This window comes from Bradyrhizobium australiense, assembly GCF_013114825.1.
GTDB classification, from domain to species: domain Bacteria; phylum Pseudomonadota; class Alphaproteobacteria; order Rhizobiales; family Xanthobacteraceae; genus Bradyrhizobium; species Bradyrhizobium australiense.
Genome location: NZ_JAAVLX010000007.1, coordinates 462,700 through 475,524, shown reverse-complemented (window position 1 = coordinate 475,524; position 12,825 = coordinate 462,700). Strand labels below are relative to the sequence as shown.

Here is a 12,825-nt window from a genome sequence, read left to right as displayed (position 1 = left end):
ATCAGGTCCCAGATTATCCAATCCTATATGTTACCTGCGAGAGGCTGTCGCAACGATGAACGAAACGGCAGCCTTATTGCCGCAGGAACGCCTCGAGCCTGGCAAATAGCGGGTTTTCCCGGTCAAGCACGTAGTCGAGCGAGGCGATCGACACCGTGTCGGCGCCATGCTCACGCAGGAAACTGCCGAGCGCATAGAGCTGCAGCGGTGGGCAGTGCAGCGTGAGCATGCCCGAGGAGGTCGGCCCGCCGAACGGCGCCACCACGCCAAAACGGTTATGCGCCTCGTTAAGCAGCGCCTCGTTGCAGCCGGCGAAACGGGTGCGGACCTCGCGATATTTGCTGGCCCGCGCGCGCGCGGCAATATGATCGAGGATCACGCGCGCGGTCTCGCGCGCCTCATCTGACCAGTCGGCATCGCGGGAGGCCACCAGGTTGGCCTGGCTACGCAAAATCACGCCGTCGTCGAGCACCTTCAGCCCGTTGGCGGCGAGGGTCGCACCGGTCGTCGTGATGTCGACGATCATCTCGGCGGTGCCGACGGCGGGCGCGCCTTCGGTAGCGCCGGCGCTTTCGACGATGCGATAGTCGACCACACCGTGGGCGGCGAAGAAGTTGCGCGTCAGGTTGATGTATTTGGTCGCGACCCGCATCCGCCGGTTATGCTGGGCGCGGAAGCCGGTGGTGACGTCGTCGAGATCAGCCATGGTGCGGACGTCGATCCAGGCCTGCGGCACCGCGACCACGACATTCGCGCTGCCGAAGCCGAGGCTGTCGATCAACAGCACGCGATTGTCGGCATCGGGAATGCTTTCGCGCAACAGATCTTCGCCGGTGACGCCGAGATGCACCATGCCGCGCGCCAGTTGGGAAGCGATTTCGCTCGCCGAGAGATAGGCGATCTCCACATTGTCGAGACCTGCAATGGTGCCGCGATAGTCGCGCGCGCCGCGCGGTTTTGCCAGCGAAAGGCCTGCGCGGGTGAAAAACGCCTCGGTGTTTTCCTGTAGGCGGCCCTTGGAGGGGACCGCGAGAACGAAGGGGACGGTCATGCGGCGCTCCCTTCCGAAATAGGCTTAGCGTGTTGCGTCAGCGCTTCGATCCACACCGAGAATCCGACCGCCGGAATCGGTGCCGGTGAACCGAGTTGGGTCATCAGGCCATCATAGCGCCCGCCCGCGATCAGAGGCTCGACGCCATTGCCCTTGGCGTGCAGCTCGAATTCAAAGCCGGTGTAATAATCGAGCCCGCGGCCGAACGAGGTGGAAAACCGCGTCAGCTTGGTGTCGACGCCGCGCGCGGCCATGAAGCCGACACGGCTTTCGAACTGGTCGATCGCGGCTGCAAGGTCGAGCTTGGTGTCCGCGGCGAGCGCGCGCAATTGCGCCACCGCTTCATCGGGGTCGCCCGCGATCGCCAGGAAGCGCTTGATGATATCGAGCGCGTCGCGCGGCAGCGCGCCGCCCTTCAACGTCGATTGCTCAAGGAAGCGGTCGGCGATTTCTTCGACCGTGCGTCCGCCGACATTGGTGGTGCCGGCTATCGACATCAGGTCGGTGACCAGCGCCAGCGCCGCCTTGCGGTCGGAGCCGGCGAGCGCGGCCAGCACGCCCTCATATTCGTTGCGGCCAGGCGCGGTCGCAAGCGTCAGCCGCTCGATGTCCTTGGTGAGACTGACCTTGCGGTTGAAGTCCTTGATCAGCCGCCGCCGCCACACCGGATAGAGATCGAGCGCATCGATCAGCGCATTGAACAGCGCGACGTCGCCAGTGCGGATTTCGACATCCTTCAATCCGAACGCCGCGGTCGCTTGCAGCGCCAGCGCCAGCATTTCGGCATCCGCTGCGGCGCGGTCCTGCCGGCCGAACGACTCGATGCCAGCTTGCAGGAATTCGCTGGGCTGCCCGCCGCGATAGCGGAACACCGGCCCGAGATAGCTGAACCCGGCCGGCTGGCCGGCGCGTCCCGAGGCGAGATAGTCCCGCGCCACCGGAATGGTGAGGTCGGGGCGCAGGCAGAGTTCCTCGCCGGAGGCGTCGGTAGTCAGGTAAAGGCTCTTGCGGATGTCCTCGCCGGAGAGGTCGAGAAACGGCTCCGCCGGCTGCAGGATGGCCGGATGAGCCTGGACGTAGCCACCTTGTGCAAACGACAATAGCAGCGCGTCCGCCCAGGCGGCGGACCCGGCAGCACCTTTGGCGGCAGCGGTCGCGGTCATCTTACGTCCAAATATCCGGAAAAGCCGGGTTCCAAGGTCGGTTTGGGCTCCCACGGGGTTCCGGGGCGGCTCGCTGGCGCAGGCCTTAGCATGGCCGGGGCGGCGATTCGACAGGGAATGGCCAACTGAATTAATGGGCGGTGGCTGGGGCTGGCCAGGAGGGGGCAACGAACTGGATGCTTGTAAGGTGAGGACCCTGTTCAGGCTCCCCCTTTGCGGGGCAGGATTGGGGAGGGGTAGCCGCGCACTCGAACGAAAAAATCAGGCTGTCCTGTACCAGACCATTGGGTGCACCGCGCCCACGCTGAGAGCCTGGTCGCGCTCCCGTCTGACAGCGTAGCAAGCGGTACCCCTCTCCCTAACCCTCCCCCGCAAGGGGGGAGGGAACCCTTCCTTCCGCCGGTGCGTCCCTAACTAACTCCGCCAATCGCCCAGTGCCGCCTGCACCAGCGTCAGTGCGGCCACGGCTGCCGTATCGGCCCGCAGAATCCGTGGGCCCAACGACAGCCTGAGGATACTCGGCTGGCGCAACAGGAGCTCACGCTCCTCTTCGGCAAACCCGCCCTCGGGACCGATCAATACGTCGATCCCCGAGCCTGCAGCCTGCGCCGCTTGCAGCGCTTGCACCGGACCAGCGGCGTCGCTCGCCTCATCGCAGAACACCAGCAGGCGGTGGGCTTCGCGCTTGTCGAGAAAGCGGTCCAGCGCGATCGGCTCGGCAACGTGCGCAAGACTCAGGATCCCGCATTGTTCGGCGGCCTCGATGACGTTGGCGCGCATCCGCTCGCCGTTGACACGCGAGACCTGGGTGTGCCGCGTCAACACCGGCTGCAGGCTTGAGGCCCCCATCTCGACCGCCTTCTGCACCATGTAGTCGAGGCGCGCGTGTTTCAACGGCGCAAACGCATAGACGATGTCGGGCAGGCGGTCCTGCGGCCTCGTCTGCCCGACGACGGTCAGCCCTTCGGCCCGCTTGCGGCCTTCGATCGCCGCCTGCCATTCGCCGTCGCGGCCGTTGAACACCAAAATGGTTTGGCCGGCGGAGAGCCGCAGCACGTTGCCCAGATAATTGCTTTGGTTGCGCTCCAGCGCGATTCGTTCGCCCTCCCGCAACGGGGCATCGACAAACAGGCGGGGCGCGCGAAAATCGAGTTCAGGCATCCGTAAATGTTCCGTTTCCGCGCCGCTTTTAGCCTAAAGCGCTAGAATCCGGACGCTATTTTTAACTTTGGGGGTCGGCCCACGCCGCGCTGCTGCCCTAATCCACGGGTTGTTAAGGGCCGGCGGGAATCGTAAAACGCCCTGTCTCAAATCTGCTTCGTTCGAAGCCTTTTGGGCTGCCTGGACTTGTCGGAGAAACACCCTTGATGATGCGCCGCCTGATTGTGCCGCTGACCGCTGCCGTCGTGACCGTTCATGCGGGCCACGCGTTTGCGCAGGGCGCGTTTCCAGCGCCCTTGCCGAACCAGAGCGCCGCACCCGCGAATTCGCCGTTTCCGCCGGTGAATGGCGCAGCGCCATCGGCCTCGGTCGGCGCCCCGTCGCCGTTCCCGTCGCAGGGCGCTGCCCCGGTTTCCAGCGGATTTAGCGGGCCGCCGCCGCAGGCGAGCGGTCCGGCGGACGCCTGCATGAAGGGGTTCGTTCCCTTGCGCGAGGAAGCCGAGCGGCGCGGCAAGCTGATCAAGGCCGCGAGCGACCGCAAGGCGCCGCCGGACGAGGCCTGCAAGCTGATCGGCAATTTCGGCCAGGCCGAATTGAAGATGATCAAGTACGTCGAGACCAATTCGGCTAAATGCGGAATTCCGCCGCAGATCGCCGACCAGCTCAGGAACGGCCACAAGAACACCGAAAAGATGCAGAAGCAGGTCTGTGCGGTTGCGCAGCAGGCGCAGGCCCGTGGGCCGGCCGGTCCGAGCCTGAGCGAGGTGCTCGGCTCTTCGGCGGCGCTTCCCGAGGCGCAGCCGGTCAAGAAGGGCGGCAGCACCTTCGATACGCTGAACGGCAACGTTCTCGCGCGATGACTGCGATCCGATGAGCGACGCGACCGCCCGCGTTGCCGACGCGACCGGCAACTGGGTCGACACGCGTGCGCCATCCTGGTCGCGGCCTTATTTGCGGCTTTCCCGTTTCGACCGGCCGATCGGCTCGTGGCTGTTGCTGATGCCGTGCTGGTGGTCGGCGGCGCTGGCCGCCGCCATCGCGCGCGACATCTCGCACTTGCCGCTCGTGATCGTGCTGTTCTTCATCGGCGCGTTCGTGATGCGCGGCGCCGGCTGCACCTGGAACGACATCACCGACCGCGACCTCGACGCCAGGGTCGAGCGCACGCGCTCGCGGCCGCTGCCCGCTGGTCAGATCAGCGTGAGGCAGGCGTTTGCCTTTCTGGTGTTGCAGGCGCTGATCGGGCTCGCGGTGCTGCTGCAATTCAATCGCTTCGCGATTCTGACCGGCATCGCCTCGCTGGTCATCGTTGCGGTCTATCCCTTCATGAAACGCATCACTTGGTGGCCGCAGGTCGTGCTGGGGCTGGCGTTCTCCTGGGGCGCACTGATGGGATTTGCGGTCACGCTCGGGCGGATCGATCTCACCGCGCTCGTGCTCTATGCCGGCTCGATCAATTGGGTGATCGGCTACGACACGATCTACGCGCATCAGGACGCCGAGGACGACGCGCTGATCGGCATCAAGTCTACCGCACGCCTGTTCGGCGCGCGCACCCATCGGGCGCTTTCGGTGTTTTACTCGCTGGCGGTGGTTCTGATCGGCGCCGCGCTCGCGCTGGGCGGTGTGCGCTGGCCCGCCTGGATCGGCCTCGCCGCGTTCGCCGCGCATCTGGTCTGGCAGATCAGGCGATTGAATATCAGCGATCCCGCGCTGTGCCTGCGCCTCTTCAAATCCAACCGCGATGCGGGGCTGTTGCTGTTTGCGGGATTGCTCGCGGACGCGCTGATGCGCTCGTAGAGTGGGCAAAGGCGCCCTTGCGCCGTGCCCACCATCTATCGTCGAGCGCGCCTCGTGATGGTGGGCACGCTGTCGCTTTGCCCACCCTAACGGTTCTGCGAACTGATTTACTTCGCGCGCACAAGCGAATTTCAATGCGCGGCTGCGACCAATTGGCACGACAGGCAACTCACTTCTGATTTTCCGAAATTGTGTCAAGCCCGGGAAACAAAAAAATTTCGCTTAACGCGAGAGGCAAATCAGCGGCATAACTCCGCCCGTCTCACCCGATTGAGGGGCGGGTCGCGATCGTCACGAACGTGCGGTGAGATGCGATGGACACGAGAGCCATGACTGACGTGCGTGGCAATCGTGTAGGGCGAAGTCGTGTGGTTCTGGCGCCGCGGTGCTGGCGTTAAGTCCGAGAGAAGCGAAGCTTCTCGGAGGCGACGGTGGCAAGAAAGCCGTTCACCGGGAAGAGCTCGAAGTAAGCCGTAAAGCCATTGCGCAGGGAAGGCCGGGATGCTCCCGCTGTACCTGTATGCTCGTGTGCGTTCTCCTTATGCGCAATTGCACACGAGACCGCGGGTGCAGCAAGCACCCGGTCTTCCCTGCGCCCTCTGAATGAGAGGGCGGGAAGTTGATGCAAAGCTCGGGCGCAGTGCGTCGCGAGATCGCGAACCCAATTCAGTCGTCGTCACCCGCGAAGGCGGGTGACCCAGTATCCCAGAGACGCCAGTGATTGAACCGAGAAGCCGCGGCGTACTGGATCCCCCGCATGCGCGGGGGACGACAGTCATTGTGTGGCGATCGACTCGGCCAACTCAATCCCGCGCGATGATCTCGGGTTCGTCCCGGTGAACGGTCTGGGTGTTGAGCAGGTTGCCGAGGCGGCGGCGTACCAGGAATTTCGGGCGGCGGGCGCGGATTGTGTTATGGCGGCGGCGCCGGGCGGCCGGTTCGCGGTGTTCATCTTCCGCCAACAGCGGCAGCGCGAAGATGTCGCTCCACATCTGCCAGGCGGAAGCGATCTCCTCGTGGTCGGAGCTCACACACAAGGGAATGTTTAAGGACGGGTCGCGATGCGCCAGCACCAGCATCTGTGCGTCGTCGTCGAGGCCGCGCAGCGCCACGCCGAGAAAATCGCTGACGCGGACGTTGATCGCCATCCGCATGCCCTTGACGGCACGGTGCAGTACGACCCGTTCGCGATGAAGTTCGATCCTCCGCACGCCGCCGTCTGCGCGGGTGTCGTGCGCATTAAAGCTGAGCGGCAGAGAAAGAGGGTCGAGCCGCAGTGCACGGCTCGACCCGGCGGGATTGATCCCGCTTGTTGCTGTTTGACGCCTCACGGCTCTCATCTCCCCGCCGGGATTATGTTCCCGGTCGATAGGCGAGACCTTAGCCGAGCGATTTCCGTTTCGCCTTAAAAAGCCTGGTTAACCCGAAGTCACCCGCCAGCATGATTGACAAGACCTTGGCTCACATGATTGACGAGACCTTGCCGCAATGCCGAAAATGTTTGGCATTTGGCGTCGCAAAATGCTTGAAATCGCTGTGAATCAGGCACATCTCAGGGCCTTGCCGCTCGGCGTCCGAACCCCTTCAATGTCAGGGATTTTGTTTGTGAACTCTTCACCATCCACGGCTTCGCCGCTTTCGAAGGCTCCCGCAACTTCCGACCTGTTCGATCAATCGGCGCTTTCGACGCTGGCGCAGCGACTGGTCGAGGCCGCCAAGCGTGCCGGGGCGGACGCCGCCGACGCGGTTGCGGTGCGCGGGGTTTCGCAAGGCGTCGAAGTGCGTGATGGCCGAGTTGAGGAATCCGAGCGTTCCGAAGGCGACGACGTCGGATTGCGCGTGCTGGTCGGCCAGCGCCAGGCGGTGGTATCGACCAACGATATTTCCGGCGACGGCATTGCCAAGCTTGCCGAGCGGGCCGTCGCGATGGCCCGTGTCGCGCCCGACGACAAATATGTCGGCCTCGCCGATCCCTCGCTGCTGGCGCGCGAGTTCGCCGATCTCGATCTGCTCGACCGCAATATTCCGACCACAAGCGAACTCGAGCGTCGCGCCTGCGAAGCGGAAGCCGCGGGCCTTGCGGTCAAGGGCGTGACCAAATCGGGCGGTGCCTCCGCTTCGAGCGGCATCGGTGGCATGGTGCTGGTGACCTCGACCGGTTTCCACGGCTCGTATTTGCGCTCCAGCCACGGCATCTCGATGACCGCGATCTCGGGCGAAGGCACCGGCATGGAGCGCGATTACGATTTCACCTCGGCCCCGCACGCGTCCGACCTCGATCCTCCCGAGCGCGTCGGCCGCAGGGCAGGCGAGCGTACCGTGGCGCGCGCCAATCCGCGCAAGGTCGAAACCTGCAAGGTGCCGGTGGTGTACGATCCCCGGGTCTCGGGCTCGCTGGTCGGCCATCTGGTCGGCGCCGTCAACGGCGCCTCGATCGCGCGCAAGACCAGCTTCCTGAAGGACAGGCTCGGCGAGCAGTTGTTTTCGAAGAGCATCCGCATCATCGATGACCCCCTGCGTGTCCGCGGCCTGCGCTCGCAGAGCTTTGACGCCGAGGGCGTCAGAGTAAAGAAGCTCGCGCTCATCGACGAGGGCGTGCTGACCACCTGGCTGCTGGACTGCGCCACCGCGCGCGAGCTCGGAATGGTCACGACCGGACATGCCCATCGCGGCGTGTCGTCGTCGCCGTCGCCGGGATCGTACAATCTGCATCTCGAACCCGGCGCGATGACGCCGAAAGAATTGATCTCCGACATCAAGCAGGGCTTTTACGTCACCGACCTGATCGGCTCCGGCGTCAATGGCGTGACCGGCGATTACAGCCGCGGCGCCTCCGGCTTCTGGATCGAGAACGGCGAGATCACCTACCCCGTCAGCGAGGTGACGATCGCCGGCCATCTGCTGGCGATGTTCAAATCGCTCGTTCCCGCCAACGATCTGGAATTCCGCTATGGTGTCAACGCACCGACCGTGCGCATCGAGGGCCTGACGCTTGGCGGACGTTGATACCGCCGACAGGATCTGGGCGCGCGATGTCGCGCTGCTGAAGGACACCGTGCGCGAAGCCGGCGCGCTGGCGCTGTCGCTGTTTCGCACCGAGTTGAAGAACTGGATCAAGGGCGCCTCGTCGCCGGTCTCCGAGGCCGATATCGCCGTCAACGAGCTCATCGAGCGGCGGCTGCGCGCGGCGACGCCAGATTATGGCTGGCTGTCGGAAGAGAGCGTCGACGACGATGCGCGCCTGGGCAAGGAGCTGGTCTGGATCGTCGACCCGATCGACGGCACCCGTGCCTATCTCGCGCATCGCGAAGACTGGTGCGTGAGCGTGGCGCTGGTGGCGGGGTCAACCCCGGTAGTGGCGGCGGTGTTCGCGCCCGCCAGCGACGAATTCTTCTTCGCGGTCCGCGGCAAGGGCGCCACGCTGAACGAAAAGCCGGTCCGTGCATCTGCAGGAACGGAGCTGGATTTTTCCCGCATGGCCGGCCCAAAACCGCTGGTGCAGCGGCTGAGCCCGTCACCGGACGACATCACGCTGCATCCGCGAATCGGATCGCTGGCGCTGCGGCTGTGCCGGGTTGCCGATGGCAGTCTCGATGCCGCTTTTGCAGGCGGCCAAAGCCGCGATTGGGACCTTGCCGCGGCGAATTTGATCGTGCAGGAAGCGAATGGTAGAATGACCGCGCTCTCGGGGGATGCGATTGAGTATAATCGCCGCGAGGTGGTGCACGGGGTGCTGGTGGCGGCGGGATACGATCGGCATGCGCGCATTGTCGAGCATTTCCGGCATCGTCGGTCGCCCTGAATCGGTCGAAATCCGTGCCCCAAATCATCCCGTTCATGCCGCGATTCACAATATCGTTCTTGCTTGCCGGGCACCTCGTTAGGAAAGACCATCATGCCAGATAGTGCCCCGCAGCAATTGCTGCATCTCGTCATCGGCGGCGAGTTGACCGATCTCGAACACACCACGTTCAAGGACCTCGACCAGGTCGACATCGTCGGCGTGTATCCCAACTACGCATCGGCTTACGCGGCCTGGAAGGCGAAGGCGCAGCAGACCGTGGACAACGCCCACATGCGCTACTTCGTGGTTCACCTCCACCGGCTGCTCGATCCAGGTCAAGACACGAAGTCCTCCAGTTGAAACGGCTCCTTCGCGATTTGCTGCGCAGCACCTGGGTTCAGCGCGCGCTGGGGGTGCTCGCGGCCGAATATTTGCGGCTGGTCTGGCTGACCAACCGCTTCAGCTACGACCCCGCCAACGTCTACGATATCGTCGAGCCGGAGCAGCCGGCGATTTTCGCGTTCTGGCACGGCCAGCATTTCATGACGCCGTTCATCAAGACCAAGGAGAGCCACCGCGCCAAGGTCCTGATCTCGCGGCACCGCGACGGCGAATTCAATGCCATCGCCGCCGAGCGACTAGGTATCGGAACCATCAGGGGTTCCGGCGACCACGGCGGCGCCTTTCACCGCAAGGGCGGTGTCGGCGCGTTCCGCGAGATGCTGCAGGCGCTGGAAGATGGCTGGAACGTTGCGACCACTGCCGACGTGCCTAAGCGCGCCCGCGTGAGCGGGCTCGGCGTGATCATGCTGGCGCGGGAGTCCGGCCGGCCGATCATGCCCTTTGCAATGGTGACCAGCCGGTTTATCCGGTTGAAAAACTGGGACTCTACCACCATCAATTTGCCGTTCGGACGCGGTGCGGTGGTCGGCATCGAGGCGGTTCATGTGCCGCCAGATGCCGATACCGAGACTATGGAAAAGCTGCGGCTTCAGGTAGAAGCATATCTGAACGAAGCGACCCGTCGCGCCTATAAGGCCGTCGGGCGTCCGGAGGCCGCCCTTGGCTAATTCGCTGCCGATGACGTTGCGCGTCTACCGGAAACTGTCGTCCGCGATGGTGCCGCTGTCGCCTGCGCTCATCAGCCGGCGCTTGAAACTTGGCAAGGAAGATCCGGCGCGCGTCGGCGAGCGCCGCGGCATGAGCGCCGATGTTCGCCCCGCGGGTCCGCTGGTGTGGATTCACGGGGCCAGCGTCGGCGAAGTGCTGGCGGCGGCTGCGCTGATCGAGCGGCTGCGGGCCTTGGACCTGCGCATCCTCCTGACCTCGGGTACGGTGACCTCGGCTGCGATCGTGGCCAAGCGGTTTCCGCCCGATGTCATCCACCAATATGTGCCTTATGACTCGCCACGCTACGTCGCGCGGTTCCTCGATCATTGGCGCCCCTCGCTGGCGCTGTTCATCGAGTCCGACCTGTGGCCGAACCTGATCCTGTCGAGCGCCGCGCGGCGGCTGCCGATGGTGCTGATCAACGGCCGGATGTCGCAGCGTTCGTTTCCGCGCTGGCGTCGGGTCGCCGGCACTATTTCGGCGCTGCTCGACAAGTTCGACGTCTGCCTAGCGCAGTCGCAGACCGATGCGGATCGCTTTGCCGCGCTGGGCAGCCGAAACGTCGTGGTCACTGGAAACCTCAAGCTCGACGTTCCCGCGCCACCGGCCGACGGCAACAAGCTGGATATGCTGATGTCGATGACACGCGGCCGCCCGGTGGTGGTCGCGGCTTCCACCCATCCCGGCGAAGAAGAAATCGTGACCGCGACCCACCGGACGCTCGCCGGATTCTTCCCGGGGCTGCTGACCGTGATCGTGCCGCGGCACCCCGATCGCGGCGAGGCTATCGCGCGTATGATCGCCGCTTCGGGCCTCAATCCGACCCTGCGCTCGCACGAGGACTTGCCGACCGCCACGACCGACATCTATGTCGCCGACACCATGGGCGAACTGGGACTGTTCTACCGGCTGGCGCCGATCGTGTTCATGGGCGGATCGCTGGTCGAGCACGGCGGGCAGAATCCGATCGAGGCGATCAAGCTCGGTGCCTCCATCGTCCACGGCCCTCACGTTTTCAACTTCACCGACGTCTATGAAGCCCTCGATTCGGCGGGCGGCGCGCGACGCGCCGATACGCAGGAAGCGCTGGTCAAGCAGTTCGGGCAGATGCTGGCCGATCCGAACGCGCGTGAAGCCGTGCTCACCGCATCCGAGCGCGTCGTCGGTCAGCTCGGCGGTGCGCTGGAGCGAACGCTCTCGGCGCTCGAGCCGTATCTGTTGCAATTGCGGATCGAGATGGGAGCCGGAAATGCGTGAGCCGGGCTTCTGGCACGGCCCTGCTTCGCTCAACTCGCATCTATTGCAACCGCTCGGCGCGCTCTATGGCGCCGTCGCCGCACAGCGCCTGCGTCGCAAGGGATTGAATGCCGGCATTCCGGTGCTCTGCGTCGGCAATTACAACGTCGGCGGCGCCGGCAAGACGCCGACCGTGCTGGCGCTGGCGAAGCTCATGCGCGAGCTCGGCGAGACGCCGGTCGTGCTGAGCCGCGGCTATGGCGGCGAATTACGCGGGCCGGTCCGGGTCGACCCGGAGCGGCACGCGGCGGCCGATGTGGGCGACGAACCGCTGATGCTGGCAGGCTATCTGCCGGTCGTGGTGTCGCGCAAACGCGCCGACGGGGTGCCGCTGGCGCGCTCGCAAGGCGCGACCGTGATCCTGATGGACGACGGCTTCCAGAATCCTTCGATCGTCAAGGACGCTTCCCTGATCGTGATCGACGGCGAACGCGGGCTCGGCAACGGGAAGGTATTTCCCGCAGGCCCGCTGCGCGCGCCGCTGCGGCCGCAACTGGCGCGCACCGACGCGCTGATCATCGTCGGCGGCGGCACCGCTGCCGAGCCGGTGGCCGCCGAGATTGCCGCACAGGGCAAGCCGGCGCTACGTGCGCATCTGAAGCCGGATAACGCGCAGGTCGCTGCGTTTCGAGGCAAGCGCGTGCTGGCATTTGCCGGCATCGGCGATCCCGCGCGCTTTTTCAACACGCTGCGCGCCAGCGGCATTGATGTCGTCAGGCAGCAGGCCTTCGCCGATCATCATCCGTATTCGCAGAGTGAGATCGAAGGCTTGATTACCGAGGCTCGGCGCGACGGGCTGGCGTTGGTGACGACGGAGAAGGATCTGGCGCGGCTGCGGCGCGGCGACGGCTTGTCGGAGTGGGCGAAACAGATCGTACCGTTCGGCGTGACGCTCGAATTCGAGGATCCTGCGCGCTTGCGGAAGTTCGTCGCCGACCGGCTGTTCAAGGCGCGTGAGAGGAAAGAACCGTAGCCCGGATGAAGCGAAGCACAATCCGGGACACCTGTTCAATCACGCGCGCCGGTCGCGGATTTCGCTCCTCTCGATCCGGGCTACAAGAAGCGATTCTAACCCTGCGTCTTCAACGCCCCCGGAAAGTGCCGCTGCAGCACGGCGCTCGGAACCGAATAGGCCTCCTGCAGATCGACGCTCCAGTACTTCAATTCGTCGAGCGGGATCCGCACGTCAGTGACGGCGCAGCGCACATAGGTTCCTGGCGAGATCACGCGGAAATCGCCGTCCAGATATTGCACCTGCGCTTCGCCATGGCCCGAGGGGCCGAATTTATTGAGCACCGTCAAACTCTCCGATGGGACGGCCCGCCCGGGCGTGCCTTAAGTGTATTTTCCGGATTCGATTTATCATAAATAGGTCGTGCTGTCCGCCCTGGAAACCCACCGACTTGTGATGATTTTGTGCCAAGGTGCATGATAGCGTGAATTCTATCGTGCCCGCAGCG

At 64.6% G+C, this 12,825-nt stretch carries 13 protein-coding genes; 8 read left to right on the top strand and 5 right to left on the bottom strand.

Going from position 1 to position 12,825, the window contains the following annotated elements:
* Window positions 1-73: 73 nt before the first annotated feature.
* The 3 genes from hisG to HCN58_RS22855 all read right to left on the bottom strand — a co-directional run bounded on the left by hisG (window position 74) and on the right by HCN58_RS22855 (window position 3,375).
* On the bottom strand, window positions 74-1,051 hold the full coding sequence (hisG, locus tag HCN58_RS22865; protein ID WP_171581626.1) for an ATP phosphoribosyltransferase: 978 nt from the start codon (window positions 1,049-1,051) through the stop codon (window positions 74-76).
* Window positions 1,048-2,214 carry an ATP phosphoribosyltransferase regulatory subunit gene (locus HCN58_RS22860; protein ID WP_171581625.1) on the bottom strand — a complete coding sequence of 389 codons (1,167 nt, stop codon included), beginning with the start codon at window positions 2,212-2,214 and terminating at the stop codon, window positions 1,048-1,050. The genes hisG and HCN58_RS22860 overlap by 4 nt, the downstream gene beginning before the upstream one ends.
* Before the next feature lie 414 nt (window positions 2,215-2,628).
* Window positions 2,629-3,375 carry a 16S rRNA (uracil(1498)-N(3))-methyltransferase gene (locus HCN58_RS22855; protein ID WP_171581624.1) on the bottom strand — a complete coding sequence of 249 codons (747 nt, stop codon included), beginning with the start codon at window positions 3,373-3,375 and terminating at the stop codon, window positions 2,629-2,631.
* Between the two features lie 206 nt (window positions 3,376-3,581).
* On the opposite strand from HCN58_RS22855, the gene HCN58_RS22850 reads away from it, so the two are divergent.
* Both HCN58_RS22850 and ubiA read left to right on the top strand, forming a co-directional pair.
* Entirely contained in the window at window positions 3,582-4,235 is a 654-nt protein-coding gene (locus HCN58_RS22850; protein ID WP_171581623.1) for a hypothetical protein, read from the top strand.
* Between the two features lie 10 nt (window positions 4,236-4,245).
* Window positions 4,246-5,175 (top strand): 4-hydroxybenzoate octaprenyltransferase, encoded by a 930-nt coding sequence (ubiA, locus tag HCN58_RS22845; protein WP_171581622.1) that lies wholly within the window; start codon window positions 4,246-4,248, stop codon window positions 5,173-5,175.
* A gap of 803 nt (window positions 5,176-5,978) precedes the next feature.
* Here the strand turns inward: ubiA and HCN58_RS22840 are convergent.
* The gene (locus HCN58_RS22840) at window positions 5,979-6,506 is read right to left on the bottom strand and encodes a DUF6101 family protein (RefSeq protein WP_171581621.1); all 528 of its coding nucleotides are present in this window, start codon (window positions 6,504-6,506) and stop codon (window positions 5,979-5,981) included.
* 274 nt (window positions 6,507-6,780) lie between these two features.
* Here HCN58_RS22840 and HCN58_RS22835 point away from each other — a divergent pair, with 274 nt between their 5' ends.
* The 6 genes from HCN58_RS22835 to lpxK all read left to right on the top strand — a co-directional run bounded on the left by HCN58_RS22835 (window position 6,781) and on the right by lpxK (window position 12,338).
* Entirely contained in the window at window positions 6,781-8,181 is a 1,401-nt protein-coding gene (locus tag HCN58_RS22835) for a TldD/PmbA family protein (RefSeq protein WP_171581620.1), read from the top strand.
* The gene (locus HCN58_RS22830; RefSeq protein WP_171581619.1) at window positions 8,168-8,977 is read left to right on the top strand and encodes an inositol monophosphatase family protein; all 810 of its coding nucleotides are present in this window, start codon (window positions 8,168-8,170) and stop codon (window positions 8,975-8,977) included. The genes HCN58_RS22835 and HCN58_RS22830 overlap by 14 nt, the downstream gene beginning before the upstream one ends.
* A 93-nt stretch (window positions 8,978-9,070) precedes the next feature.
* Window positions 9,071-9,319 carry a DUF4170 domain-containing protein gene (locus HCN58_RS22825; RefSeq protein ID WP_171581618.1) on the top strand — a complete coding sequence of 83 codons (249 nt, stop codon included), beginning with the start codon at window positions 9,071-9,073 and terminating at the stop codon, window positions 9,317-9,319.
* The gene (locus HCN58_RS22820; protein WP_171581617.1) at window positions 9,316-10,029 is read left to right on the top strand and encodes a lysophospholipid acyltransferase family protein; all 714 of its coding nucleotides are present in this window, start codon (window positions 9,316-9,318) and stop codon (window positions 10,027-10,029) included. The genes HCN58_RS22825 and HCN58_RS22820 overlap by 4 nt, the downstream gene beginning before the upstream one ends.
* Window positions 10,030-10,039: 10 nt before the next feature.
* Window positions 10,040-11,326, top strand: a complete 1,287-nt coding sequence (locus tag HCN58_RS22815; RefSeq protein WP_171581852.1) for a 3-deoxy-D-manno-octulosonic acid transferase — start codon at window positions 10,040-10,042, stop codon at window positions 11,324-11,326.
* Complete coding sequence (lpxK, locus tag HCN58_RS22810) at window positions 11,319-12,338, top strand: tetraacyldisaccharide 4'-kinase (RefSeq protein ID WP_171581616.1); 1,020 nt, start codon at window positions 11,319-11,321, stop codon at window positions 12,336-12,338. The genes HCN58_RS22815 and lpxK overlap by 8 nt, the downstream gene beginning before the upstream one ends.
* 95 nt (window positions 12,339-12,433) lie before the next feature.
* On the opposite strand, the gene HCN58_RS22805 is transcribed toward lpxK, so the two are convergent.
* Window positions 12,434-12,661 carry a DUF2093 domain-containing protein gene (locus HCN58_RS22805; protein ID WP_171581615.1) on the bottom strand — a complete coding sequence of 76 codons (228 nt, stop codon included), beginning with the start codon at window positions 12,659-12,661 and terminating at the stop codon, window positions 12,434-12,436.
* Window positions 12,662-12,825 lie beyond the last annotated feature (164 nt).